Origin of the sequence: Bacillus sp. ISO11, assembly GCF_003458115.1 — a bacterium.
GTDB classification, from domain to species: domain Bacteria; phylum Bacillota; class Bacilli; order Bacillales; family Bacillaceae_G; genus Bacillus_A; species Bacillus_A cereus.
This window is the reverse complement of record NZ_QXCO01000030.1, coordinates 1-26,036: the sequence shown is the minus strand read 5'-3', so window position 1 is coordinate 26,036 and position 26,036 is coordinate 1. Positions and strand designations below refer to the sequence as shown.

The following is a 26,036-nucleotide window of genomic DNA, read 5'->3' as shown; positions in this document are numbered from 1 at the left end:
AAGGTGTAAAATTTTTAGAAGAACGGTTACAATGGAATATAGTAACCTAAAGCAATCATTTATCCCGCATTAACGGGCAATAAGATCCCCACCTCAAAATTTAGTGAAAGCAAAGAAGTTAGGTGGAGTCGGGCTGCCCGTAAAAGCCCGATTGGTGTGGGCTAATAATTAGTGGTGGATGAACAAAACCCCCACTAATTAAAGTTTCACTTTATGTACTTTTTAGAAATGTATACAAATGCGGTAAAAACGTGCTAAACTAATTGCTTCATAATGTTAATGATGGGGCCATCAGGCGTATCATTTCAATAGGTTGAGAAACATAGTATAAGCTTAAGATAATCCGATTAAAGAAGGAATATAAAGGGCTTATGGATAAATGTACTCAAGAAGAGTTATTGTATGTGATGGAGGAATGGTTAAGAAAACATTATCTTTCATAGGAGCTGTAGTTGTGAGAAAACAAAAAATTTTATTATGTATTTTATTAGGACTTTTAATGACGGTAGTGGCTTGCGATAAGCAAGAAGAACCAGAATCGAAACCGGTTCATGTGAAAAATGAAAAGAAAAAAGAGAAGCATAAAGAACAGGAAGAATCTAAAGAAGAGAAAAGTATAAATTTAATGGACAAACAGTTGTTACTTTCAGCTACCCTTGGAGATACAGAGACAGCTATGAAGTTGATTCAGGATGGAGCGAATATAAACGTAGAAGGTGACAACGGAGAAACGCCTGTCCTTGCAGCGACGTACCAAAATCATGTAGAGACAGTTAAAGCATTAATTGGTGCAGGTGCTAATATTGAAATTAAAGATGAGAAAAAAAGTAATCCACTTCTTTATGCAAGTAGAGAAGGATATACGGATATTGTAAAAGTATTAATTAATGCAGGAGTTAATACGAAAGAAACGACTAGGTCAGGTGGGACAGCACTTATTTCTGCATCTGAGCGTGGCCATGTAGAGGTTGTTAAAGAATTATTAGAGCATACAGATATTGATGTGAATTATACAAATGAACGTGGTGGAACAGCGTTATTAGAAGCAATTGTATTAGGAAATGGTAGTGAAAACCATAAGAAAGTAATTCAATTGCTTATTGATCACGGTGCAGATGTAAACATGGCTAACAAGGAACATCTGACGCCACTGCAATACGCTGAAAAAAGAGGTTTTAAAGATATTGTAAATATGTTGAGGGTAGCTGGAGCGAATGAAGTAGTACAGCCACAACAGCCAGTAGAGTAAAAAACGAAAAATAATCCCATTTAGATAGACAGAATGAAGAAATCAGTTAGTATGATGGATTCAGTAATGTGTATTTGAATGGGATTTTTATTTTGAATATGAAAAATAGATTATGAATGGATGGTAAATGGAGTAAATAAGGAGGCAACCTTATTTGGCAATTGTAAAAAATGAAAAGGTAGTTTCTGTTTGTTGCAGTGCCAGAAGTACGCCCGTAGCTGCTGAGGCAAGTGTGGAAACTTTAGCGGAGTTTCAAGGGAACGGATATGGTACTGATGGTGTTACAGCCTGGGCGATATCAATAAAAGAAGAAAAAAGCATTCCACTTTATAGTACTTCTTGGAATAATTATGCTTCACAAGCCGTTGCGAGAAAACTAAAACTTATTAACTATGGAATGAATTTACATATTGATTGAATTTTAAGTATTGTTTCGTTCTATTCGTTTGTATTCAAATATATGGATTAATGTAAATAGTGATATGGTGAATATTAACATTCGGTTAACACCTAATTAACAATCTATCAAAACTGACTTAATAAATGCGTAATATAGTAAAGGTAACAAAATAAATAGGGTAGAGAACATTTGAGAACACCCACTTACATATAATGTGCCACTTTCTTAGGTGTGCTCTATTCCCTAGAGTTCAAATAAGGAGAAAGGCGTTCTATGTAAGTAGGTGTTTTTAGTTTGGATAAAAAGAGAACAGTTAGGTGGAAAAAATGTTTAAAGAACCTTATATTGCGATGATAAAGGATTGGAAAGGATACAAAGCATACAAAAAATTGCCGAAAACAGTTTTTCTTATGACTGGTTCAATGCTGGAATTACCAGAGCGTGTATATGAATTGCAGAAACATGGACATGATGTATTTCTTCATTGTGATTTTATACAAGGCTTAAATACGAATACAGAGGAAGCGCTTTTGTATATTCAAGATGTTATCGGGGCACAAGGTATTATTTCAACAAAGGGTTCAACAATTCGAAATGCTAATAAAATTGGATTGAAAACAATTCAACGTATTTTTTTTGTAGATACTTTATCCCTTACTAAATCAATTGAAAATTGTAAAACGACTAAACCAAATGCAGTAGAGATTATGCCGGGGATTATGCCTTCTATAATTAAACAGCTAGTAGAGGAAATAGAGTTTCCTATTATTGCAGGTGGGCTGATTCAAACGCGAGAAGATGCGGAAATTGCAATTCATGCAGGAGCAAGTGCGATTTCAACAAGTCATTATGAAGTATGGATACAAGAAGAAAAAAGGAGTGCAACCTTGTGATTGAATTGAAAAATGTTTCAAAGGTATATAAAAATGCAGAAGAGACAGCGGTTAAAGGCGTATCGGTTCATATTAAGAAGGGTGAATTTTTTGTTTTAGTTGGACCTTCGGGATGCGGGAAAAGCACATTATTACGAATGATCGCTGGCTTAGAAGAGATTTCTTCAGGAGATTTAATTATTAATGAACGTGTTGCAAATGATCTAGAGCCGAAAGACCGTAATCTATCAATGGTATTTCAAAATTATGCATTATATCCACACTTATCTGTAGAAGAAAATATTTTATTTGGACTTAAGGTAAGAAAAGTACAAAAAGAAGAGCGACAAAAGCGATTAATGGAAGCTATTGAAATGGTAGGACTGAAAGAGTATGTGAAAATGAAACCAGGCCAATTATCAGGCGGACAAAGACAGCGTGTTGCACTTGCCAGGGCAATTGTGAGTCAAGCACCAATCTGTTTAATGGATGAACCACTTTCGAATTTGGATGCGAAATTACGTGCGCAAATGAGAATTGAAATTAGAGAAATTCAGCAGCGATTAGGAATTACGATGATTTACGTTACCCACGATCAAATAGAAGCGATGACTATGGGAGATCGTATCATGGTTTTAAATAAAGGAAGTATACAGCAAGTTGGAACACCACTTGACATATATAACGAACCAGCAAACGAATTTGTTGCAAGCTTTATAGGTTCTCCTTCTATGAATATAAATGATGGGGAAGTAAATAAAGAAAAAGGTGTATTACATATAGGGCAATTGCAAATTCCATTATCTATTAGACAGTTAAAGCAATTACCAGAAGGAACAATTCGCATAGGCATGCGCCCTGAGCATATTGCACTGTCTGAGGAGGGACAAGAAGTGACGTTGCAATCTGTAGAAGTATTAGGGAATGAATCTATATTGAACTTTGCGGTAAATGGAACAACTTGGAGTGCGAAAGTCATCGGACAGTTACTCTTGAACAAAGGTGACAAAGTAAAATTATTATTCTCGCAAGAAAAGTTATGCTTCTTTAATGAAAACACGAATGAACGCTTAAAAGTGGTAGCTGAAGAAGAGTTGAAAGTGGTGGCGAAATAATGATCGATGTAAGTAAGTTACCAGTTCAAACAAAGGTGTCAAAAAAGAAAAAATTATGGGGGAGAACGAAAGATTTAAGAATAGGATTATTGTTTTTGGCGCCATCTATTTTGTTATTTTCGATTTTTTTGTTCTATCCATTGTTTAGGACAATTTACTATAGCTTTTATTTAACCGATATACATGGGGAAGCTAATCTTTTCGTTGGCTTAGAAAATTATCAATACTTATTCTCTGATCCAGCCTTCTACAAAAGTATAAAATCAACTTTATTATTTGTTTTATATACAGTGCCTACGAGTATTATATTTGCTTTGTTTCTTGCATTGATTGCAAATGGAAAAGTAAGAGGTATTGGGTTATTCCGAGTTCTGTTTTCTTCGACGATGGGAATATCAGTAGCTGCTAGTGCAGTGATTTGGCTATTTTTATTTCATCCAAGTGTAGGATTATTTAATAATATATTAGCCTCTATGAACCTTCCTGCAATCCCATGGTTAACGAGTCCGGACTGGGCACTATTCTCTGTATCAGTTACAACAGTTTGGGTGAATACAGGTTTTGCATTTTTAGTTATATTAGGTGGTTTACAAAATATCGATACGTCGTTATATGAGAGTGCATCTATAGATGGTGCTAGTTATTTATATAAACTTCGCCGTGTTACATTACCGATGCTATCACCAACTTTATTCTTTATTGTAACAGTAACATTAATTAGTGCGTTCCAAAGCTTTGGGCAAATTGATATTTTAACGCACGGTGGACCAAATGATGCAACGAATTTGATTGTGTACTCGATTTACAAAGAGGCGTTTGTGAATCATCAATTTGGAACAGCAAGTGCACAAGCAATGGTATTATTTGTTTTCATTTTCCTTGCTACATTACTTCAATTTAAGTTTGCTGAGAGAAAGGTGCATTATAAATGATTGTTAAACAGTGGAAACAAAATTTCCTATTATACATGCTGCTCATTATTAGTGCAGTAATGGTATTTTTTCCTGTACTGTATTCATTTTTAATAAGCTTTATGACACCAGACGATATTCAAATGAGAAGGTTATTTCCGACCCAGTTTACTTTTGATAATTTCATTAATATTTTTCAAAAAGTACCACTTTTTACATACTTATATAACAGTTTAATTGTATCGACAGTCGTTATGATTGGACAACTTATCGTATCAAGTTTAGCAGCTTATGCTTTTGTTTTTCTTCAGTTTAAAGGGAGAAACTTAATTTTCTTCCTGTTTATTTCAACGATGCTGATTCCGTGGGAAGCAACGATGGTGCCTAACTTTTTAACAATTCAAAACTTTGGTTGGATCAATAGTTTCGCCGGGATGACAGTGCCGTTTTTTGCAACAGCTTTCGGTATTTTCTTGTTACGTCAACATTTTATGACACTTCCGAATGAACTGAAAGAAGCTGCTTTTATTGAAGGGATTGGAAATATAAGATTTTTATTCAGCGTTGTAATTCCGTATTGTAAAACGAGTTTTATTACGCTTGGAGTATATAGCTTTTTAACAACATGGAATATGTATTTATGGCCACTTTTAGTGACCACTGATGAAAAAGTAAGAACAGTGCAAATCGGTGTGAAGCAGCTTCAGTCTCAAGAAGTTGCAACTGATTGGGGAAGCGTAATGGCCGGTGTTACGGTTATCGTTATTCCAACATTGATTTTACTATTTTTAGGGCAAAAGCAATTACAACAAGGATTAACAAAAGGTGCAATTAAATAACTAAGAGAAGGTGAGATTTAAATGAGTCTAGTTAAAAAAGGTGCTGCTCTATTAATGGTAGCAACAATGGCATTATCTAGTGCCGCTTGTTCAAATAGTAAAACAGAAGGAAAACCTGAAGCACAGGCAAAAGTAGCACCAGTTGAAAAAAATGGTGATAAAACTGTAATTCGCTTCTGGCATGCGATGGGTGGAAAAACACAAGGAGTACTAGATAGTCTTGTTGCAGACTATAATAAGTCACAAAATAAATATGAGATAAAGGCAGAGTTCCAAGGAACATATGAAGAGTCTTTAACGAAATTTAGAACGATATCTGCAACGAAAGAAGCGCCAGCTCTTGTTCAATCGAGTGAAATTACAACGAAATATATGATTGATAGTAAAAAAATCACACCAATTGATAGCTGGATAAAAAAAGATAAGTACGATACGTCAAAATTAGAAAAAGCAATTACAAATTATTATTCAGTTGATGGAAAAATGTATTCTATGCCATTTAATTCATCTACACCAGTATTAATTTATAATAAAGATGCTTTCGCAAAGGCGGGCTTAGATCCAGAGAAAGCTCCAAAAACATATGCTGAATTACAAGAAGCAGCGAAAAAGTTAACGATTAAAGAAGGCGGAAATGTAAAACAATATGGATTCTCCATGCTTAACTACGGTTGGTTCTTTGAAGAATTGTTAGCGACACAAGGTGCTTTATATGTAGATAACGAAAACGGTCGTAAGGATGCTGCAAAAAAGGCGGTATTTAATGGTAAAGAAGGACAGAAAGTATTTGGAATGTTAGATGATTTAAATAAAGCTGGTGTCCTTGGAAAGTATGGAGCAAGTTGGGATGATATTCGTGCCGCGTTCCAGTCTGGACAAGTTGCTATGTATTTAGATTCTTCAGCTGGTGTTCGTGATTTAATTGATGCATCTAAGTTTAATGTAGGTGTTTCATATATTCCATATCCAGAGGATTCGAAACAAAATGGTGTTGTTATTGGTGGAGCATCATTATGGATGACGAATATGGTTTCAGAAGAAACGCAACAAGGTGCTTGGGACTTTATGAAATATTTAACGAAGCCAGACGTACAAGCAAAATGGCATACTGCAACAGGCTATTTCTCAATTAATCCAGATGCATATAATGAGCCATTAGTAAAAGAGCAATATGAAAAATACCCACAGTTGAAAGTAACAGTAGATCAACTGCAAGCAACGAAGCAATCTCCAGCAACACAAGGGGCTTTAATTAGTGTATTCCCAGAATCACGAGATGCAGTTGTAAAAGCATTAGAAGCGATGTATGACGGGAAGAATAGTAAAGAAGCGTTAGATGAAGCTGCCAAAGCAACAGATAGAGCAATTAGCATTTCAGCTCGTACAAGTCAAAAATAAGAGAAAGCCGTATCCTTAAAAGGGATACGGCTTTCTTTATAGGGAGATAAGGGATCAAAGAAATGATGAAGTCTTATCTCTTTTATATGAGTAAAGGGTCTAGAGTGAATGTTGTCCTTTTCATTATTTATTTAACTCCATTGCGACTTGTTTACCATTTACGAAAACCTCTACTACCGCTACTACAACTTCCATTACTTTTTTCATCTCTCATCTCTCCTTGTTTTTTGTTTCATTTCTTACTTTCAGTATAAGGAGATACAGTAATTACAACTATCGAATTGGATGACAAGAGACTTACATTGTTGTAAGGATAATAGTTTAGTTTGTAATAAAGTGAAACTTTAATCAGCGGGGGTCTTACGGCCCATTAATGCGAGATAAATATGATTCGGGATTTCAATTCTGAACTTTCTGTCGTTTTGAACTATAATTAGAAAGAGGGGGATAATATGAAAAGAATTCTTGTTATTAGTGATATTCATGGAGAGATAAAAAAGTTTGAACAGTTATTGGAAGAAGCTCAATATGATGCGAAACAGGATCAATTAATCTTACTGGGAGATTATGTAGATCGTGGTCCAAATGCGCGTGCTGTAATTGAAAAGGTAAGAGAATTGAAAGAAGAGGGAGCACTCATTTTAAAGGGAAATCATGAAGATATGATGATTAAGGCGTTAACGACAAATGAGGAACATTCATGGAACCATTGGGTAAAAAGAAATGGTGGAGATAAGACATTATATAGCTATGGATTTGTAGAAGAAGATATTGCGGTTAATGAGAAAGACTTCCAAAAACCGATTTTACACTCTCGTGTATTAGAGGAACATATAAAGTTTATTCAAGAATTAGATCATTACATTGAAACAGAAGAGTATATATTTGTACATGCTGGGGTTGAACCGATGAAACGAGTTTCTGAATCTGAACCATATACGTTAATGTGGATCCGTAATGAATTTCATAATGGATATAGCGGTGAAAAGGTTGTTGTATTTGGGCATACGGAAACAAAAACGCTTCATGGTAGTGAGGAGTGCGGAGTGTATTTTGGTAGTAATCGTATTATTGGAATTGATGGCGGGGCTGTGTACGGTGGTCAGCTAAATTGTTTGGAATTGCCGAGTAAAAAGGTATATGTAATAAAAAATTGAAAGAGATAAGAGGAATCTTATTTCTTTCAATTTTTTATTAAGCTAAATTTAAGACAAAGTTTTTATAATAAAATTTCAAAATTTTAGAAGGAAATAGTTAAAAATGAAAATACGTAATGTAACTACATTCTTTTGTTATGAAGAGAAGAAATGTAATAATAAATAGAATTGAACTATTTGATGGAAGGTGAGAGCATGCGCTTACTTGTAGTAGAAGATAATGCCTCGTTATTAGAGTCTATCGTACAAATTTTGCGTGATGAATTTGAAGTAGATACGGCAATAAATGGAGAAGATGGATTGTTTTTAGCGCTTCAAAATATATATGATGCAATTTTGCTGGATGTGATGATGCCAGGGATGGATGGATTTGAAGTAATTCAAAAAATACGTGATGAAAAGATTGAAACACCAGTCCTGTTTTTGACAGCGAGAGATTCTTTAGAAGATCGGGTGAAGGGATTGGATTTTGGTGGAGATGACTATATCGTTAAGCCATTTCAGGCCCCTGAATTAAAAGCGAGAATTCGCGCTTTACTACGCAGAAGTGGTAGTTTAACAACGCAGCAAACGATTCGTTATAAAGGGATTGAATTGTTCGGAAAAGATAAAGACGTTCAAGTAGATGGACAAAGTATTAAGTTGACATTGAAACAATATGAGCTACTAGAGTATCTCATTCAAAATAGCGGGAAGATTTTAATGCGTGAACAAATTTTTGATCGTGTTTGGGGATTTGATTCAGATACGACAGTAGCCATTGTGGAAGTGTATGTGCATCATTTGCGTAAAAAATTAGAACCATTCGGTTATCAGAAAGATATTCAAACTGTTCGAGGTATTGGATATATATTAAAAGAACAATGAAAAAGGGAAGTATGTTTCAAAAGACACGCATTCGTTTGACTATAGTGAATTCATTAGTATTTATCCTATTAATAGGTATATTAGGTAGTATTATTTATTCATACACATATAAGCGTATTTATAATGAAGTGGATCAATCTATAAAAATGATGGCTCAGTATAGAGAAAAATTAGATGTTAAAATACCACCAAGAAAACGTATGGAGAATATCCAAATTGGAGATCCGCGAGTAACTAGAATAACTTGGAATGGGAAAATAGTGAAAATAGAGGGCGATAATCGTAAATTCCGTTCAATTTTTGAAGAGAATTTGGAAAAGTTTTCTCCGGAAAAAATAGGGGAGTTACAAGATATCAAAGTACAAGGACGATATTTTAGAGCATTTTCGCTTCAAAAAGATGGAGAAATAGTTCAAATCGTGCGAGATATAACAGCGGAAGAAGGAATGTTAAATACTTTATTTTTAATCCTCGTTATAGGTTGTAGCATAGGAAGTTTATGTGCGATAGGTATCGGCTTTTTCCTAGCTGGCAGAGCACTCGTACCTATTCAAAATTCATGGGAGAAACAGCAGCAATTCGTTTCTGATGCATCACATGAACTAAGGACACCGCTTGCAGTTATTCAATCAAAAACGGATGTGTTATTTCAGTCACCATCCGCTACGATAGAAGAAAAAGCGATGGATATTTCTACAATTTCAAAAGAATGTAGGCGGTTATCAAAACTCGTTAGTAATTTATTATTACTAGCACGTTCTGATTCTAATCAAATTGAGATGGATAAAAAAACATTTGAACTTGATAAATTGTTAGAAGAAATAGTAGCTCCATATAAAGAGATTGCTTCTTATCAAGAAAAAGAAATGATACTAAAAGTAGAACGTGACGTATCTTTTATGGCTGATAGAGAGCGGATTCATCAAATGATGGTCATACTGTTAGATAATGCGATGAAGTATACAAACGAAGGCGGGCATATTCAAATTGATTGCACGCAGACGAGTAGTTCGATTCGCATACAGGTGAAAGATGACGGGATAGGAGTGAAAGAGGAAGATATTCCGAAATTATTTGATCGTTTTTATCAAGGGGATAGAGCAAGAAGTACGTCAGAAGGAGCTGGATTAGGTCTTTCAATCGCAAATTGGATTGTAGAAAAGCATTACGGAAAAATATCAGTAGAGAGCAAATGGGGAGATGGCACTTGTTTTGAAGTGATTTTCCCTAAAAACCAAAAAATATAAGTAAGAAGACGATCTTGTTTTTACAAGGTCGTCTTTTTTTAAGACAAAGTTAAGAAACTATTTATATTATATATGGCATGAAGAAAGTTCGTTACATGAAGAAGAGACTAGGTGTATGTGAGTGGGGTTTATCAATCATAATGTTATCTCAAAAAGCGATGAGATGTATGTATAGTATTAAAAAAACTAGGGGAATGATGGGAAAGAAAGTATAAGAGGGAGGAATTAATTTTGAAAAAGAAAATGATGACGGTATTCACTATTGGAGTAATGAGCTTAAGTATATTAGGGGGTGCCTCTCCTTCTGAAACATCAAAAGGAAAGACAGATTACACACAACGTAGCAAAGAACAATTAAATAATGGAAAGATACATGCTGTGCATACAGAAGAAAAGGCGGAGAATCTAGGTATTGAAACGGAAGGGAAAGAACAAATTACGTTAGAAAAAGAAATTCATGAGACAGAAGTAGGAAGAGAAGCGAAGCAGCTAGGAATTTCGATTGAAGGAAAAGATGTTGGGACGCTGTCAGAAGAAATCTATGAAACAAAAGTAAAGCAAGAAGCGTTAAAACTAGGCATATCTATAGAAAATACATCAATTGTAAATTTAATTAATCAAATTAATACGATTAAAATTAATGATGAAGCGGATAAATTAGGTATTTCGACAAATGGAAAAGAAATAGAGGACATTGCAGAAGAAATCTATGGAACGAAAGTAAGAGAGGAAGCAGGGAAGTTAGGTATTTCACCAAAAGGAAAAGAGATAGAAGTGTTAGCACAAGAGGTGTACGAACAAAAAGTGCAGGAAGAAGCAAAAAAATATAATATTGATTTATATGGGAAAGATATATATCAAGTATTAAGAGAAATTAATGAACAAAAGGTGCTACAATTGGCAGATGAGCTTAATATGGACAAAGCGAACATGAATATTCAAGAGCTAACAGAAAAAATAAAAAAAGATCAACCTGAGAGAGAAAAAGAACTAAATTTTGTACCAGTGATTCGAACGGATGCTGACGCATTTTATTCTTATTTAACTAACTAAAAAGGGCGTGAGAGTGATACGGAGGTTTAAGTGGTATATATGTATAGCATTACTAGCTATAGCGGTATGGAGTGTATATACAAATGGAATTACAAAGTATGGGGAGAAGTGGACATTCTTCAATATACAAAACGGGAAAGAACCGGAATTTAGTAATAATGATGAAAAGGCCATTTTATCAAGTGTACCATTAATTCAGCAACTACCAGAGCTAGATAGAGGCTGTGAAGTGACAAGCTTAGCGATGATGTTACAATACGCTGGTGTTTCAGTGGATAAGATGACATTAGCAAATGAAATAAAAAAAGTTGATTTTATAGACGATGGTGTGCGAGGGAATCCAAATGAAGGATTTGTAGGTAATATTTATACATTTTCTGAATCGGGATATGGTGTATATCATGGGCCACTTTTTCAGTTAGCGGAAAAATATTTACCTAATAAAGCTGTAGACTTAACAGGGAAGAATATAGAAGAAATTTATAAGAGGATAAAAGCAGGGCAACCTGTAGTCATGATCACAAATGCAACATTTGCACCATTAGATGCAGCTGAATTTACTACATGGGAAACAAATAGTGGAGATGTTTCTATTACGTATAATGAACATTGTGTTGTACTTATTGGATATGATCAGGAATCTGTATATATTCGAGATCCACTTGAGGATAGCTTAGATGTAAAAGTACCGAGAGAAACCTTTGAACAGGCATGGGTACAAATGGGAAGTCAGGCAATTAGTTATGTAAAGAGCGTCAAATAAATTAGGACGAAGAGTTTTAGTAATATGACTATAAGGCGAAGGGTAAAGATTTAAGGATTATAAGAGAAGTTTTATAGAGTAGAAGCTGTTAAGAAATAAGAGAACTTTAGCATATATAATGCTAAAGTTCTCTTATTTTTATGATTAAAATACGTATAAGGAGTGGATATGCAAAAATGCATAATTGACGAAAAATTTACATGTTATCATTATATATTGTTTTATGCATGTTAATTGTATAAAATGACACAAGTATCCACATTACATAAAGGAGGCTTATTATGCAAAAAATATTTAACTGGGTTAAATGTATGAGTATCAATAAAAAATTAATCATTTCATTCTTTATTATTTTAACTATACCAGGAATTATTATTGGTGGTGTTTCATATCAAACTGCCAAAACAAATTTTGAACATCAAATGACAGCTAAAGCAAAGGAGAATATTTCGATTTTAAATACTGTTATTTCTCAAAATATAGAAGAGAAATTTGTTGATGCGACGTACTTTGCAGACATCTTAACAGAAGATACATATCTAAATGGACAGGAAGAAATAGTAAGAACGAAGCTAGCGCAATATATAAAACTTCATCCAGAAGTAGAAGGTATTTATATTGGAACAGAGACGGGAAAGTTTATAAGAGAACCATTTATCCAAATGGCTGATGGATACAATCCAAGAGATAGATCTTGGTATAAAGAAGCACATGAAAATAAAGGGAAAGTAATTGTTACTGCACCATATCAATCAGCATCTACAAAAAATATGGTAGTGACAATTGCTAAAGAAGTAAAAGATGGTAAAGGTGTTATAGGAATTAACTTAAATCTAGATAACATCTTGAAAATTTCCAAAATGATTAACATTGGTGAAAAAGGTTATGCAGTTATTTTAGATCAAAATAAGCAAATTGTTAGTCATCCATCTAGAAAACCAGGTGCAAAAGTTACTGATCCTTGGATTAAACCAATTTATGAAGAAAAACAAGGAAATGTCTCTTATACAGAACAAGATGATAAAAAGAATTTAATCTTTGCAACAAATGAGAAAACAGGCTGGAAAGTAGTTGGTGTTATGTTCGATGAAGAAATTAACCAAGCTGCCAGTCCAGTGTTTTATAAGACTTTGATTGTCATTGCTATTGCTATTGCATTTGGTAGTATATTAATTTATTTCATTACAAAGTCTATTACAGGGCCATTACGAAAAATAGCTGAATCGGCATATAAAATTAGTAAGGGAGATTTAACAGAGAAAATTACAATCCATTCCAAGGATGACATAGGGAAATTAGGGAATTCATTTAATGAAATGTCTACGTCTTTACAAGATGTTATTACCCAAATTAGCTTTTCAGCAGAACATGTTGCAGCATCGGCTGAAGAGTTAACAGCGAGCGTACAGCAAGCAAATGATGCGACAGATCAAATTACAATTGCGATGGAACAAGTATCAGGTGGGGCTGAGTCACAAAGTCAAGGTGTTGAAGAAGGTGCTGCTACATTACAACAAGTAAATACAGCAATTCAAGATGTAACTGGAAGCGCAGAGTCAATTTCTATTTCCTCATTACATGCCCGTGAAAGAGCTGAAGAGGGAGAAGATTTAGTTGAACAAACCGCAAAACAAATGCAGTCTATTTCTAGGTCGGTATCCGAGTCAGATGCTATTATTAAACTTCTTGATGAGAAATCAAAGCAAGTAGGAGCTATTTCTGAAGCAATTCAAAACATTGCAACTCAAACAAACTTATTAGCTTTAAATGCGGCTATTGAAGCAGCAAGAGCAGGTGAACAGGGACGAGGATTTGCTATTGTAGCAGATGAGGTTAGAAAATTAGCAGAGCAATCAGGAGAGTCATCTGGAGAGATTGCAAATTTAATTGCAGAAATTAAGGCGGATATTGAACATACTGTTAAGGCGATGGATAATGTGAATGGAGAAGTTCAACAAGGCCTTGATGTTGTAACAAAAACGAAAGTAAGTTTTACGGAAATTTTAAGTGCTACTACACATATTGTTTCTCAAGTTAATCAAATGGTAGAAACAACGAAGAGAATTGCTGGAGATGCAAATGAAGTGACAAATGCTATTGATGAAATTGCAGCTGCTGCAGAAGAAAATACAGCTAGTATGCAAAGTGTTGCAGCTTCAACAGAAGAACAGGTTAATTCCATGGAGGAAATTAGTTCAGCTTCGCAAAACTTAGCTGAGATGGCAGAAGAACTACAAGCGATGACTAGTAAATTTAAAGTATAATAACAGCAGATAAGTAAGGTGAAAATAATATCACCTTACTTATTTTTCTATTCAGCAATTAGGGGAGTCATTAACAGGATGAAAAAAAGAAAAAGACTATGGAATTTATGGAAAACGATTACATTGTTAGTTTGTACAGTTGTAATTTTTTCTTTACTTGTGACAGATATATTAATTAGTCATAATGTAGAACGGACGACGGAGGATAGCCAAGCAGAGAAAGCAAAAACAATTGCACACATTGTGGCGAATGATTCGATTGTAATCGATGGCTTGGTTGGGAAAGCAGATCCCTCTGCAATCCAAACGTATACAAATAGAATATTACAAAACACAGGTGTTCAATTTATTGTAGTTATGGACATGAATGGAATAAGAAAGTCACATCCAAATCCTCAAAAAATAGGGCATCATTTTATTGGGGGAGATGAAGGGCCTGCATTGAAAGGAAAAGAACATGTATCGTTAGCAGAAGGAACTTTAGGTATTTCCATGCGAGTGTTTGTACCAATATTTTCTGAAACAGGTGAACAACTTGGAGCAGTGGCTGTTGGTATTTCAGCAGATAATGTAAAAGAGAGAGTTAAGGAAAGTAGACATATCATTTATATTGGTGTCGGAGTGGGTGTATTAGTCGGAATTATAGGAGCAATATTGCTAGCTAGACATATAAAGAAAAGTTTATTCGGTCTTGAGCCGCACAGGATAGCAAAAATTCTTGAAGAAAGAAATACGATGCTACAATCTGTAAAGGAAGGTATTATTGCTGTAGATAAAGAGGCTAGAGTAACGTTAATTAATAATGAAGCGAAACGTCTATTTAAAAAAAGCGGACTTGAAGAAGATTTTATCGGTAAAGATGTTGAGTTGTATATGCCAAATTCACGTATAAAAGAAGTATTGCAAACGGGAGAAGTACAATTAAACGAAGAACAAAATATTTATGGAATTACGATTGTGACGAATCGAGTTCCTTTATATGTAAAAGGAGAAATAGTTGGTGCAATTGCAACATTTCGTGATAAAACAGAGATTAGAAAACTAGCAGAGGAACTAACTGGTATTAGACTATATGCAGAAGCATTACGGGCACAATCTCATGAGTTTATGAATAAGATGCATGTCGTATTAGGGCTTACACATATGAAACAGTATGAAGAATTACAGAAGTATATAAGCGGCATGGTATCAGAGCATCAATATGAAATTGGTGGAGTTATGAAAAGAATAAAAAGTCCAGTATTTGCTGGTTTTTTACTAGGTAAGCTCAGCTATGCTAGAGAGAAAAATATAAAATTAATTATAAGTGAAGATTCTTATATGCCGGAAATAGATGATGAAAGTATTACTCATGAACTTATTACGATTGTCGGAAATTTAATTGATAATGCATTAGAGGCAGTTACGAATTGTGAAAAGAAGCGAGTTGAAGTTAAGATACAACATGGGGATATACTAACTATTACAGTGCAAGATACGGGAAAAGGTATACAAGAAAAAGAAATAGAGGAATTATTTACGAAAGGTTATTCCACAAAGGGAGATAACCGCGGTTATGGTTTGTATCTTGTAAAAGAAAGTATACAGCGAATAAATGGGGAAATTCATATGCATTCATTAGTAGGAAAGGGAACAACGATAACGATTGAAATACCTAAAGGTAGGGATGAGAGGCAAATATGATTAAAGTTTTAATTGTAGAAGATGACCCGATGGTAGCAATGTTAAATACGCATTATTTAGAGCAAGTAGGAGGGTTTGAACTTGTTCAAGCAGTTAACTCAGTAAAGTCAGCGATAGAAATATTAGAGAAATCACGAGTAGATTTAGTATTACTTGATATTTTTATGCCTGAAGAGACTGGGTTTGAGCTTTTAATGTATATCCGGAACCAAGAAAAAGAAAGCGATATTATAATGATTTCAGCTGTACATGATATGGGAAGTATAAAAAAAGCATTACAATATGGCGTAGTAGATTATTTAATTAAACCATTTACATTTGAACGATTTAAAGAGGCATTAACTATATATCGAGAAAAACTTACTTTCATGAAAGAACAACAAAAAATTAGTCAATCGGAATTAGATTCGTTAATTTTACAAAAAGAAAAAAGGGAGCCTACTGTGACGAAAGAGCTTCCAAAAGGGTTAACGAAGCAAACGTTGCAATTAATTTGGCAGAAGATCGAGTCTCTGAATGGAAGAGTATTTACAACAGATGAAATGGCACAATTAGTTGGAATTTCAAGAGTTTCTATTCGAAAATATGTAATGTTTCTGACTGACATTGGGGTGTTAGAAAACGAAATGATGTACCAACATGTGGGAAGACCTGTAAGTAAATTAAGATGTGTTGATCAAAAGAAAATAGAGTTTTACGTATAAGCGATTTAATATAAGTCGCTTATACTTTTTTTAATTACAAAATCAATTACAAAACTTACAAAAACTATTTTTACTATTGAAAGCGTTTTAATATTGTTATTAAGAAAACGAGGGGGTGCCATATGGGAATTCAAAAGAATGTGGAAGCGGTATCATTTTCTGAAGGAAATGAAGTACAAAGAGAATCTTTCGCTTCTAAAATTATGAATGTAAAAATCGGTGTTATACCTTTACCGTTATATGTAGTATTGGCTGCTATTATTTATGGGGCATCTGTATATAATAAATTGCCAGCAGATATGATTGGTGGATTTGCAGTTATTATGATCATGGGGATTTTCTTAGGTGATATTGGGATGAGAATTCCAATTTTAAAAAATATCGGTGGTCCAGCAATACTTTCGTTATTTATTCCATCATTACTTGTATTTTTTAACTGGATGAATCCAGCTTCAATGGAAGCTGCGACTATGTTAATGAAAAAATCGAACTTTTTATATTTATATATTTCTTGTTTAGTAGTCGGAAGTATTTTAGGAATGAACCGTAAAGTGTTAGTACAAGGTTTCGTTCGCATGTTTATTCCTTTAGTAGTAGGGACGTTAGCTTCTGTAGCAGTAGGATTATTGGTCGGTTCATTATTTGGATTTGAAATGAAGCACACATTCTTCTTTATCATCGTACCAATTGTGAGTGGTGGTATCGGGGAAGGGATTTTACCATTGTCGCTAGCTTATAGTGATATTTTAAATGAATCATCAGCAACGTTTGTATCACAGCTTATTCCAGCAGCTATTATTGGAAATATGTTCGCAATTGTAAGTGCAGGGTATATGAAGCGTTTAGGTGAGAAGAAACCGGAGCTTAGTGGTAACGGTGTATTAGTGAAAACAGACAATCAAGCAGAATTATTAAAAGAACAAAATACAGAGAAGCCAATTGACTTCTCATTAATGGGAGCAGGTTTATTAATTGCGTGTACGTTCTTCATCTTCGGAGGATTTGCTTCTAAGTTCATCGGTATTCCTGGGGCAATCATTATGATTTTCTCAGCAGCGCTTGTGAAATACTTTAAATTAATGCCAGCAAAAATGGAGCAAGGAGCATTCCATTTATATAAATTTATTTCGAAGAATTTAACTTGGCCTTTAATGGTTGGATTAGGATTGCTATATATTCCGTTAAAAGACGTAGCAGCAGTTCTTTCAGTAGGATATGTTGTTGTGTGCGCATCGGTTGTTCTTACAATGGTAGCATCAGGTTTTCTTGTAGGGAAAGTGATGAAAATGTATCCAGTTGAATCAGCGATTGTAACTGGATGTCATAGCGGTTTAGGTGGAACTGGAGATGTTGCTATTTTATCAGCTTCAAATCGTATGGAATTAATGCCGTTCGCGCAAATTTCGACTCGTTTAGGCGGAGCGGCAATGGTTGTAACAGCGACAATATTATTAAAGATGTTTTCATGATCAAACAAGCTAGCTATATTCATATAGCTAGCTTGTCAAATTAAGGGGAGATTATAAGTATGTTAGCAAATCAAATTAATGAAAGATCATTGTTATTGCATAAAGAATTAGTAGGGAAAATTGAAATTACAAGTAAAGTAGAAGTAAATTCAGCGGATGATTTAAGCCTGACGTATACACCAGGTGTAGCGGAGTCTTGTAAAGCAATTGCGGCAGATGAAGAAACGGTGTATGACTATACAGCACGTGGTAATATGGTGGCAGTTGTCTCAGATGGAACAGCGGTACTCGGTTTAGGAAACATTGGACCGAAAGCGGCTATGCCTGTTATGGAAGGAAAAAGTATTTTGTTTAAGAAGTTTGCGAATGTAGATGCTTTCCCATTATGTTTAGGCACAACGGATGTAGATGAAATCGTTACCCTTGTGAAAAATTTAGAGCCTACATTTGCAGGGATTAATTTAGAAGATATTGCAGCACCGCGTTGTTTTGAAATTGAAAAACGATTAAAAGAAGAAACGAATATTCCTGTATTCCATGATGATCAACATGGAACAGCTATTGTCGTTTTAGCAGCTGTTATTAATGCATTAAAAGTTGTTAGCAAACAAATGGATAATGTGAAAATCGTTATTAACGGTGCGGGTTCGGCAGGAATTGCAATTGGAAAATTATTATTAAAGGCTGGTGCAAAGCACATTACGCTAGTTAGCCTAGAAGGTATTGTTTGTGAAGGTGAAACATGGATGAACGAAGCACAAATTGAAGTTTCAAAAAAGACAAATCGTGAACATGTGCGTGGAACGTTAAAAGAAGCGATTAACCAAGCTGATATTTTTATTGGCGTATCTGCTCCTAACGTATTAACGAAAGAACTTGTACAGACGATGAATGAGAAAGCAATTGTGTTTGCAATGGCGAATCCAATTCCAGAAATCTTCCCTGAGGATGCATTAGAGGCTGGGGCAGCTGTAGTAGGAACTGGGCGCTCGGATTATGCGAATCAAGTAAATAATGTATTGGCGTTTCCCGGAATATTCCGCGGTGCGTTAGATGTGCGCGCAACTGATATTACAGAAGAGATGAAATTAGCGGCAGCATATGGGATCGCTAACATCATTACTGATGAAGAACGTAATGCGAATTATGTAATCCCGAATCCATTAGATAAAAGAGTTGTTCCAAGTGTTGCGGAAGCAGTAGCGAAAGCAGCTATTGATTCAGGCGTGGCACAAATTACGAAAATACCACGTTATTAATAGCTAAAAGCAGTGCCTAAAAGGCACTGCTTTTTTGAGATAAGAAATCAAAATAATGAAGAAGTGTAGAATTATTTATGTTTCTTCACTATTTATTTAATTCCATTGCAACTTGTTTACCATTCACTAAAACCTCAGTTACTGCTACGATTACTTCTATCATTTTTTTCATCTCTCATCTCTCCTCGTTCATTTCTTACTTTAAGTATAAGAGAAGAGAGATAATTCAACTATCGAAGTACATGACGTAGAAATTACATTGTTGTAAGAAAGTGGTTTATTTTTGTCACTTTACTCAGCGGTGATTACAAACTGATCATAATATTTTTCATTCACATATATATTTAATAACCATAATCCAGATGAAGGTAGTGACATAGCGAGAGGGAGTTCGCTTGTAGTAGAATTGATTGTATTTGAAGTAGTCCAAGTTTGTTTGGAAATTTCTTTTTGAAAGAGTACTGGTGTTGGCGTTACAGATCCTTGTTTTAGCGCAATAATAGACAATTTTCCAGTTGGTATTTCAGAATCTAGAAAGTACCACATTATTTCATTTTGTTCATTTGCGATAATAGGACTATCAGCCATTGCGATTTTTCCTTCGATGCCTTTTAAAGGTATTTTTCCGTCTATGAATGAGGGTGCTTCTTCCCAATTTACATCTTTTAAAACACTAAGATGAAAGAAGGAAGGTGCGTTCACTTGATTGGACGTTGCGACAGCTTCAGTTTTAGATGCTTTTGAATCAGGTTGTGCTTGTGTGCATCCAGTGATGAGGAAGGAGAGAAGTAGCATAGTTCCGATTTTTTTCATGGTGCCACACTCCTAGTTTTTATTGTTAGTGTAATTGTATTTGCTAGAAGGCGGGACAATTCCTTTAAAATGTCAAAAGAGGTCGTAAGTTTTGTACGACCTCTTTTGACATTTTGTATCCCGTAAAAGCCCGATTGGTGTAGGTTAATAATCAGTGGGAGATAGCTCGACTAATTAAAGTTTCATTTTATATTTGTTCCGTTGTATAGGTTGGTTCGGTTTCTTTTTGAGGCATCGTCAAAAAAATAACGGACAGAACGATACATATGCCGCCTAATAATTGATATGCTCCAAAAGATTCATTTAGCCAAGTGATTGAAACGATGGCAGCTACAAGGGGTTCAATGCTAGATAAAATGCTTGTTTCTGTTGCTGCTAAATATTTAAGACTACCGATATACAGAAGGAAAGAAAGGGTACCACTAATAATGATAAGAATAAGCATAGAAAAAGTTTTTAGTGTAAAGGTTTGTGAAAATTGATTCCACCCGAATGAATGATTATAAATAAGTAGTGCAATTCCTCCGATTAACATCCCCCAACCAATTACTATAGTTGTTCCGCATGCTTTAATAAGTGAAGCTGGATGAAGGGTATAAAATGCAAATCCAATTGCTGTTAATAGTCCAAAAATAATAGCTTCTTTAGATAAAACAATATTTTCAATTGAGCCATTTGTAATAATAAAGTATGTTCCTATTAGCGCGGCTATAATTGCGAATAGTTGCATGGAAGCAGGGAATTTTCTTTGTTCAAATGCAACATACATGGTAATAAGAACAGGACCTAGAAATTGAAATAGCGTTGCTGTGACCGCGTTACTAATATGAACCGTTTCGATAAAGGCGTATTGCGCACCAAGCATGCCGAGAATAGAGAAAATAATAAGTTGTATAGAATATCTAGGATGTTTCCAAATTTGAAATATGTTTTGTTTCTTTATAAGTAAGAAAGACAAAATAAATATTCCTGCAAGTAACAATCGAATTGTTAAAAAATCAATTGAGGATACATTAGTATGCTGAAATAGCCACTGAATCATTGGACCAGATAATCCCCATAATGTAGCCCCTGTAATAATCATAATGAGTCCGATACGTCTACCATTGTTCATTATCATGTTTCTCCTCTCCGGTATTTGATTTTTGATGTGTGACATGATAAAAGGAATTATATATAAAATCTGGTACTGTAAAAAGTATCAGATTTTAATTTTATTAAGGGGTCAGATATTATGTTAGAATTAACGCCTAATTTAAATGTGAATAGTAAAAAGGCATTGTATGTGCAATTGTATGAGTATATAAAAAAAGAGATTAAAGATGGATCGATTGTCCCTTTTACGAAATTACCGGCTAAGCGAAAGTTAGCGATACATTTACAAGTAAGTAAAAATACAGTAGAGGCAGCCTACGAACAATTACTTGCAGAAGGTTATATTGAATCGATATCGAGAAAAGGTTATTTTGTATGCAAGATTGAGCAAATGGTTCATGTAGAGGATAGCGAAGAGAGGATAGAAGAAGTCCCGTTTCAGGAGAAGTGTTATAAATTTGACTTTACACAAACAGGAATTGATACAAATGCTTTTCCATTTAATATGTATCGGAAAATTGTAAATGAAGTATGGCAGCCGCATAATAACGAACTTCTCTTTCTAGGACACCCTCAAGGGGAAGCAAGCTTAAGAGAAGAGATTACGAATTATTTGTATGAATCTAGAGGTGTGCGTTGTTCAGCTAGTCAAATTGTATTAGGAGCGGGAACACAAATATTAGTGAAACTATTGTTTCAATTGTTAAAGGGAAGCAATTATGCAGTTGAAAACCCAGGGTATCATAGGAAGATGGTTGTTTTTGAACAGGGAGAAGCAAGAGTCAAAATGTTATCTTTAGATAGAGATGGAATTTGTATTGCAGATTTAGAAAATAGCAATGCGAATGTTGTATTTGTTACACCTTCCCATCAGTTTCCATATGGAATGATTATGCCTATTACGAGAAGGATGCAGCTTTTACAATGGGCAAAGAAAGAAGAGAGCAGGTATATTATTGAAGATGATTACGATAGTGAATTTCGTTATTCTGGAAAGCCTATACCGGCGCTGCAAGGGTTAGATACAGAGGGGAAAGTTATTTATATGGGGACGCTATCTAAAGCATTATTGCCATCGCTACGGATGAGCTATATGGTGTTGCCGAAGAAATTAATTAAAAAGTATCAACAGCAATATTTATTTTATACACAAAGTGTTTCAAGAATAGATCAAGAAGTGATTAGAAGATTTTTAAATGAAGGATATTGGGAAAAACATATTCATAAAATGCGTGTTGTCTACCGAAAGAAGAGAGATAGACTTGTTTTTGAAATAGAGAAGTATTTCTCTAATCGTGTTGAAGTGATAGGAGAAGATTCGGGATTACACATTTTATTAAAAGTGCATAATGGAATGCGGGAAGAAGAATTAATTCAAGAAGCTGCGAAATATAGTATTAAAATATATCCTGTGTCTACGTACTATAAAGACGGTATGGCGCCTGAGAGTGTAGTTTTACTTGGGTTTGCGATATTATCAGAGGAAGAGATTGCGAAAGCGATTCAATTATTACACACGGCATGGTTTACAAGAAAGTAAAAAACATCCTCCAAACATGAGGATGTTTTTTATTATTTATTTTCATCTAAGAATAAGACCATATGCTCTTCGTCCCAATATTGTCCGTTATATTTTAATGAACGTTCTTGTACACCGAATGTTTTAAAACCTAATGATTCATAAAGTTTTTTCGCTCCATCGTTGCCAACAACAACATCAAGCATAACTTGTTCTACTTCTAAAGATTTAGCAAGCTCAAGACATTCTTTAATAAGTGCTTTTCCTGCTCCAAGTCCGCGTGCTTTTGGAGATACATATACAGAACCGATTTTAGCTTTATGTTCTTGTTTTACATATGGTTTCGTTTCCAGTGTTGCAACCCCGATTAATTTTCCATCTTTAAATGCACCTAGCGTATAGTTTTCATCTTGTGCTAATTTTTGTGCTTTATATTCAATCGCACACTCTTTATTAATAATATCTTCATAAGAAGAGCTGAATGCTTCAGGGTTTTGCTTTAATCCTTCTACGCGAAGTTCTAAGTAAATTTCTGCTTCGTCTTTTGTTAATACATGGATATCCAATTATATCACCCTCCAAATCTTTGCAAATGTACCTTTATTTTATATTGAAATAAGAATAATTTCAAAAGCTTAGCTTATATGAGCTGTTTTTATGAACAAAATAACACCAGTAGTGTTTACTACTACTGGTGTTTTCACACGCATATTATTCAAAAGGTAGCTCGATTATAAAGTTTGTTCCCGCTCCTAATTGGCTTGTTACTAGAATAGAACCGTTATGCAATTCTACAATTTCCTTTGCAACAGCTAGCCCGATGCCTTTTCCGCCTGTAGCTCGTGTTCTAGATTTATCAACACGATAAAAACGGTCAAAAATATGCGGGATATCTTCTTCAGGAATACCTTCACCTTCATCTTGTACACTTATTGTAAAAGAATCTGTTTCTATGAGTACACGTATCGTAATGGATGTGTTTTCTGGCGAATGTTGATAAGCGTTGTGTAATAAATTTAACATAACTTGTTCCATACGTCTTTCGTCTATACAAACTTCTAAATCATCTTTGCAATATACATGAAGTTGCATTTGCTTATTCGTTAATGTTGTTTTTGTCTTTTCAACCATTCGTTCTAAAAATGGCTGAAGAAGCACTTTTTGTTTTTTTATAACAAATTGGTGTTGTTCTAATTGTACAAGCATAAATAAATCTTGGACGAGATCGGTTACACTATCCGTTTCATCCTCAATGATTTGTAAGTATTCTTCTCGCTCCGCTTTTGTTAAAGAGTCTCTCTTTGCTACCTTTGCATAACCTTTCATATAGGTCAATGGAGTTAATAGTTCATGAGCGACACTAGCGAGAAATTCATTGCGCTCTTTTTTCATATACGTAAGCTCACTCGATAAATCTTCAATTGTTTTTGCTAAACTTCCGAGTTCATCATTTCGTTTAATACCTAATTGAATTGGCTTGTTTAATTTTGACATTTTTTCTGTCGCTCTCTTCATTTTTATAAGAGGATCTGTAATAAGTTTAGAAAAAACAAAGACAGAAATAGTTGTTAAAATAATCGTCAAAATACTAATGATAAGAAATTGATGCAGGAGTTTAAGTAACATCTTTTCTAAGAAAGATGTTTTTAATAACATATGTAAATTACCTTGAAATCCTTGAATTTCAAGTGGACTTACTGTTGAGATGAATTTTGATTTTTTCCAGTTTCTTTCTACAATTAACCCGCTTTTTGGAATAGATTTTGTTTTACAAATAAGTTGTTTTTGCATTTCTTTCGTTATGGGTTCTGAGTTAGAAATAATTTTGCCGTTATTGTCAGTTATAATGATTGTGATATCAGTATTAGCAATTAATTCGGAACCGATTAAATCTTCAGCTGCATGCTCGATAGTGAAATCCTGATACCGAGGGTGTTTAGGACGTTCTGTGTATTGCTGTTGTTTAGAATGATCATTCCATCTTGCACGGTTTACAATCTTATCACGATACCGATTACCTTTCTCTAATAGAGCATCGGTTTCTTCTTTCACACGCATTGTTGAAAGGCTTTTATAAAAAGATACGAAAGCAATTGTTTCAATACATAAAGCTAATATTAAAAAGTATGTCCCAATTTTAAGGGAAAGTTTACTCATTTTCTCACCATACCTTATTCATAATAAAGAGTCAGTGGTATACGATTTCCCACTGACCGAAGTAATTATTCACTTTTCCATTTATATCCGACTTTATAGACCGTTTCTAGGTAATCTTCAATCGGAAATCCTTTTTTGCGTAGTTTATCACGGATATTACGAATGTGTGAATCAATTGTTCTATATTCGATATCTGTTTCATAGCCCCAAATTTTTTCGATTAAATCATCTCGGCTATAAGCACGGTTTGTATTTTGCAAAAATAGTCCGAGTAACGAAAATTCGATAGGAGTTAGCGAGATTTTTTCATCGTACACTGTGACGGTATGTTTTGTTTTATCCCACTCAATACCATTGAAACTAACAAAGCCATCTTTTTTTGTACGGCGTAATATAGCCTCGATTCGTGCGACTAATACATGCTCATCAAATGGTTTTGTAATATAATCATCTGCGCCCATCGTGAGGCCTTTCACCATATCGTAGTTTTGGTTGCGAGCTGTTAACATAATGATAGGAACGTTAGAAATTTGACGAATTTGATAGCAAGTATCCCATCCATCCATATTCGGCATCATAACATCTAATAAAATAATATCGAATTCTTTTTGTTCGATTAATTTTAGTGCTTCAAGGCCAGAGGTAGCTTTCATACAAAAATAGCCGCGAGGGCTTAAGAATAGATCTAATAATCGTAACATACGTTCTTCATCGTCTACTAATAAAATTTTTACCATAATCTTGTGCACCCCAAACTGTTCATTCTACTTGTATAGTTTACATGAAAATAATAAAAAACTCTTTTTATGTGATTGAATGGAGGGATGATTTTTTCGCTCGGAGTAATTGACATAAAAAATGCACTAGTTTTGCACAACTATTTTTTATAATAAAAAACGTAGCGACACAAAATACCCTATGTTGCGACATAACGTCATGTCATTTTATTTATAAAATGACAATTCCATTCTATTGTGTATGTGAGATAGAGAGGGTTTTCGTATTCACCTCGCATCGGATAAGAAAAATTTCCTATCTCACACTTTTTTTAAAAGGAGATCATACACATGAATTCAAAAGAAGAAATTTCAAAAAAAGAAAAGCAAGATCGTAATACGGTTGTCATGTGCGTTGCCGTATCTATGGTTATTATTATAAGTTGCGTAAATAAAATTTTGGGGATTTTATAATATAAAAAAAGC

Annotated in this window: 23 protein-coding genes and 2 pseudogenes; 20 read left to right on the top strand and 5 right to left on the bottom strand. The window is 34.4% G+C overall.

From position 1 onward, the window contains the following. Positions 1–379: 379 nt before the first annotated feature. From D1166_RS24405 to D1166_RS24325, 18 genes and pseudogenes are all read left to right on the top strand, one after another. Positions 380–1,249, top strand: coding sequence for an ankyrin repeat domain-containing protein (locus D1166_RS24405; RefSeq protein WP_000287338.1), 870 nt, complete (start codon positions 380–382; stop codon positions 1,247–1,249). Between the two features lie 142 nt (positions 1,250–1,391). Then, positions 1,392–1,667, top strand: a pseudogene (locus tag D1166_RS24400) (GNAT family N-acetyltransferase); the annotation flags it as partial. 308 nt (positions 1,668–1,975) lie between these two features. Beyond that, positions 1,976–2,542 (top strand): glycerol-3-phosphate responsive antiterminator, encoded by a 567-nt coding sequence (locus D1166_RS24395; protein WP_097856361.1) that lies wholly within the window; start codon positions 1,976–1,978, stop codon positions 2,540–2,542. Then, positions 2,539–3,636 carry an ABC transporter ATP-binding protein gene (locus tag D1166_RS24390; RefSeq protein WP_000571387.1) on the top strand — a complete coding sequence of 366 codons (1,098 nt, stop codon included), beginning with the start codon at positions 2,539–2,541 and terminating at the stop codon, positions 3,634–3,636. Before D1166_RS24395 ends, D1166_RS24390 begins: the two co-directional genes overlap by 4 nt. Next, positions 3,636–4,568 carry a carbohydrate ABC transporter permease gene (locus tag D1166_RS24385; protein ID WP_097856362.1) on the top strand — a complete coding sequence of 311 codons (933 nt, stop codon included), beginning with the start codon at positions 3,636–3,638 and terminating at the stop codon, positions 4,566–4,568. Before D1166_RS24390 ends, D1166_RS24385 begins: the two co-directional genes overlap by 1 nt. Beyond that, positions 4,565–5,386 (top strand): carbohydrate ABC transporter permease, encoded by an 822-nt coding sequence (locus tag D1166_RS24380; RefSeq protein WP_097856363.1) that lies wholly within the window; start codon positions 4,565–4,567, stop codon positions 5,384–5,386. The genes D1166_RS24385 and D1166_RS24380 overlap by 4 nt, the downstream gene beginning before the upstream one ends. 21 nt (positions 5,387–5,407) lie before the next feature. Further along, complete coding sequence (locus tag D1166_RS24375) at positions 5,408–6,784, top strand: ABC transporter substrate-binding protein (protein ID WP_097861495.1); 1,377 nt, start codon at positions 5,408–5,410, stop codon at positions 6,782–6,784. Between the two features lie 452 nt (positions 6,785–7,236). Then, complete coding sequence (locus D1166_RS24370; protein ID WP_000821994.1) at positions 7,237–7,941, top strand: metallophosphoesterase family protein; 705 nt, start codon at positions 7,237–7,239, stop codon at positions 7,939–7,941. Positions 7,942–8,136: 195 nt separating this feature from the next. Beyond that, entirely contained in the window at positions 8,137–8,808 is a 672-nt protein-coding gene (locus tag D1166_RS24365) for a response regulator transcription factor (RefSeq protein WP_001238623.1), read from the top strand. Next, positions 8,805–10,055 (top strand): sensor histidine kinase, encoded by a 1,251-nt coding sequence (locus D1166_RS24360; RefSeq protein ID WP_000715830.1) that lies wholly within the window; start codon positions 8,805–8,807, stop codon positions 10,053–10,055. The genes D1166_RS24365 and D1166_RS24360 overlap by 4 nt, the downstream gene beginning before the upstream one ends. A gap of 231 nt (positions 10,056–10,286) precedes the next feature. Then, positions 10,287–11,108 carry a transporter gene (locus tag D1166_RS24355; RefSeq protein ID WP_097856365.1) on the top strand — a complete coding sequence of 274 codons (822 nt, stop codon included), beginning with the start codon at positions 10,287–10,289 and terminating at the stop codon, positions 11,106–11,108. Between the two features lie 13 nt (positions 11,109–11,121). Beyond that, entirely contained in the window at positions 11,122–11,871 is a 750-nt protein-coding gene (locus D1166_RS24350) for a C39 family peptidase (RefSeq protein ID WP_423734367.1), read from the top strand. A 281-nt stretch (positions 11,872–12,152) separates the two neighbouring features. Next, a pseudogene (locus D1166_RS32415) lies at positions 12,153–13,196 on the top strand (HAMP domain-containing protein); the annotation flags it as partial. Further along, complete coding sequence (locus tag D1166_RS32410; protein ID WP_439328677.1) at positions 13,188–14,135, top strand: methyl-accepting chemotaxis protein; 948 nt, start codon at positions 13,188–13,190, stop codon at positions 14,133–14,135. The pseudogene D1166_RS32415 and the gene D1166_RS32410, both read left to right, overlap by 9 nt. Positions 14,136–14,213: 78 nt before the next feature. Next, positions 14,214–15,818, top strand: a complete 1,605-nt coding sequence (locus D1166_RS24340) for a sensor histidine kinase (RefSeq protein ID WP_097856368.1) — start codon at positions 14,214–14,216, stop codon at positions 15,816–15,818. Continuing rightward, complete coding sequence (locus tag D1166_RS24335) at positions 15,815–16,522, top strand: response regulator (protein ID WP_000598668.1); 708 nt, start codon at positions 15,815–15,817, stop codon at positions 16,520–16,522. The genes D1166_RS24340 and D1166_RS24335 overlap by 4 nt, the downstream gene beginning before the upstream one ends. Positions 16,523–16,644: 122 nt before the next feature. Beyond that, the gene (locus D1166_RS24330) at positions 16,645–17,991 is read left to right on the top strand and encodes a 2-hydroxycarboxylate transporter family protein (RefSeq protein ID WP_000512722.1); all 1,347 of its coding nucleotides are present in this window, start codon (positions 16,645–16,647) and stop codon (positions 17,989–17,991) included. 59 nt (positions 17,992–18,050) lie between these two features. Further along, entirely contained in the window at positions 18,051–19,250 is a 1,200-nt protein-coding gene (locus D1166_RS24325) for an NAD(P)-dependent malic enzyme (protein WP_000880782.1), read from the top strand. A gap of 291 nt (positions 19,251–19,541) precedes the next feature. Here the strand turns inward: D1166_RS24325 and D1166_RS24320 are convergent, their stop codons facing one another. Together D1166_RS24320 and D1166_RS24315 are read right to left on the bottom strand one after the other, a co-directional pair. Beyond that, a complete protein-coding gene (locus D1166_RS24320; protein WP_000719682.1) occupies positions 19,542–20,063 on the bottom strand; it encodes a DUF4871 domain-containing protein in 522 nt (173 codons plus the stop codon). A gap of 187 nt (positions 20,064–20,250) precedes the next feature. Next, complete coding sequence (locus D1166_RS24315) at positions 20,251–21,177, bottom strand: DMT family transporter (RefSeq protein ID WP_097856369.1); 927 nt, start codon at positions 21,175–21,177, stop codon at positions 20,251–20,253. A gap of 120 nt (positions 21,178–21,297) precedes the next feature. Between D1166_RS24315 and pdxR the strand changes: the two genes are divergently transcribed. Continuing rightward, the gene (pdxR, locus tag D1166_RS24310; protein ID WP_000891925.1) at positions 21,298–22,698 is read left to right on the top strand and encodes a MocR-like pyridoxine biosynthesis transcription factor PdxR; all 1,401 of its coding nucleotides are present in this window, start codon (positions 21,298–21,300) and stop codon (positions 22,696–22,698) included. A 32-nt stretch (positions 22,699–22,730) separates the two neighbouring features. On the opposite strand, the gene D1166_RS24305 is transcribed toward pdxR, so the two are convergent. The 3 genes from D1166_RS24305 to D1166_RS24295 all read right to left on the bottom strand — a co-directional run bounded on the left by D1166_RS24305 (position 22,731) and on the right by D1166_RS24295 (position 25,571). Further along, a complete protein-coding gene (locus D1166_RS24305) occupies positions 22,731–23,243 on the bottom strand; it encodes a GNAT family N-acetyltransferase (protein ID WP_000351212.1) in 513 nt (170 codons plus the stop codon). 145 nt (positions 23,244–23,388) lie between these two features. Beyond that, complete coding sequence (locus tag D1166_RS24300; RefSeq protein ID WP_097856370.1) at positions 23,389–24,834, bottom strand: HAMP domain-containing sensor histidine kinase; 1,446 nt, start codon at positions 24,832–24,834, stop codon at positions 23,389–23,391. 65 nt (positions 24,835–24,899) lie between these two features. Then, positions 24,900–25,571, bottom strand: coding sequence for a response regulator transcription factor (locus tag D1166_RS24295; RefSeq protein WP_000238956.1), 672 nt, complete (start codon positions 25,569–25,571; stop codon positions 24,900–24,902). Between the two features lie 330 nt (positions 25,572–25,901). Between D1166_RS24295 and D1166_RS31935 the strand changes: the two genes are divergently transcribed. Continuing rightward, positions 25,902–26,024: a hypothetical protein gene (locus D1166_RS31935; protein WP_001085006.1), complete on the top strand. Its 123-nt coding sequence runs from the start codon at positions 25,902–25,904 to the stop codon at positions 26,022–26,024. Positions 26,025–26,036: the final 12 nt, after the last annotated feature.

Excerpts from the sequence above, each read along its gene's own strand:
- D1166_RS24300 (WP_097856370.1), bottom strand. The coding sequence starts at position 24,834 with ATGAGTAAACTTTCCCTTAAAATTGGGACATACTTTTTAATATTAGCT.
- D1166_RS32410 (WP_439328677.1), top strand. The coding sequence starts at position 13,188 with ATGTCTACGTCTTTACAAGATGTTATTACCCAAATTAGCTTTTCAGCA.
- D1166_RS24295 (WP_000238956.1), bottom strand. The coding sequence starts at position 25,571 with ATGGTAAAAATTTTATTAGTAGACGATGAAGAACGTATGTTACGATTA.
- D1166_RS24335 (WP_000598668.1), top strand. The coding sequence starts at position 15,815 with ATGATTAAAGTTTTAATTGTAGAAGATGACCCGATGGTAGCAATGTTA.
- D1166_RS24315 (WP_097856369.1), bottom strand. The coding sequence starts at position 21,177 with ATGAACAATGGTAGACGTATCGGACTCATTATGATTATTACAGGGGCT.
- D1166_RS31935 (WP_001085006.1), top strand. The coding sequence starts at position 25,902 with ATGAATTCAAAAGAAGAAATTTCAAAAAAAGAAAAGCAAGATCGTAAT.
- D1166_RS24340 (WP_097856368.1), top strand. The coding sequence starts at position 14,214 with ATGAAAAAAAGAAAAAGACTATGGAATTTATGGAAAACGATTACATTG.
- pdxR (WP_000891925.1), top strand. The coding sequence starts at position 21,298 with ATGTTAGAATTAACGCCTAATTTAAATGTGAATAGTAAAAAGGCATTG.
- D1166_RS24375 (WP_097861495.1), top strand. The coding sequence starts at position 5,408 with ATGAGTCTAGTTAAAAAAGGTGCTGCTCTATTAATGGTAGCAACAATG.
- D1166_RS24380 (WP_097856363.1), top strand. The coding sequence starts at position 4,565 with ATGATTGTTAAACAGTGGAAACAAAATTTCCTATTATACATGCTGCTC.
- D1166_RS24320 (WP_000719682.1), bottom strand. The coding sequence starts at position 20,063 with ATGAAAAAAATCGGAACTATGCTACTTCTCTCCTTCCTCATCACTGGA.
- D1166_RS24325 (WP_000880782.1), top strand. The coding sequence starts at position 18,051 with ATGTTAGCAAATCAAATTAATGAAAGATCATTGTTATTGCATAAAGAA.
- D1166_RS24360 (WP_000715830.1), top strand. The coding sequence starts at position 8,805 with ATGAAAAAGGGAAGTATGTTTCAAAAGACACGCATTCGTTTGACTATA.
- D1166_RS24395 (WP_097856361.1), top strand. The coding sequence starts at position 1,976 with ATGTTTAAAGAACCTTATATTGCGATGATAAAGGATTGGAAAGGATAC.
- D1166_RS24365 (WP_001238623.1), top strand. The coding sequence starts at position 8,137 with ATGCGCTTACTTGTAGTAGAAGATAATGCCTCGTTATTAGAGTCTATC.
- D1166_RS24330 (WP_000512722.1), top strand. The coding sequence starts at position 16,645 with ATGGGAATTCAAAAGAATGTGGAAGCGGTATCATTTTCTGAAGGAAAT.
- D1166_RS24370 (WP_000821994.1), top strand. The coding sequence starts at position 7,237 with ATGAAAAGAATTCTTGTTATTAGTGATATTCATGGAGAGATAAAAAAG.
- D1166_RS24385 (WP_097856362.1), top strand. The coding sequence starts at position 3,636 with ATGATCGATGTAAGTAAGTTACCAGTTCAAACAAAGGTGTCAAAAAAG.
- D1166_RS24405 (WP_000287338.1), top strand. The coding sequence starts at position 380 with ATGTACTCAAGAAGAGTTATTGTATGTGATGGAGGAATGGTTAAGAAA.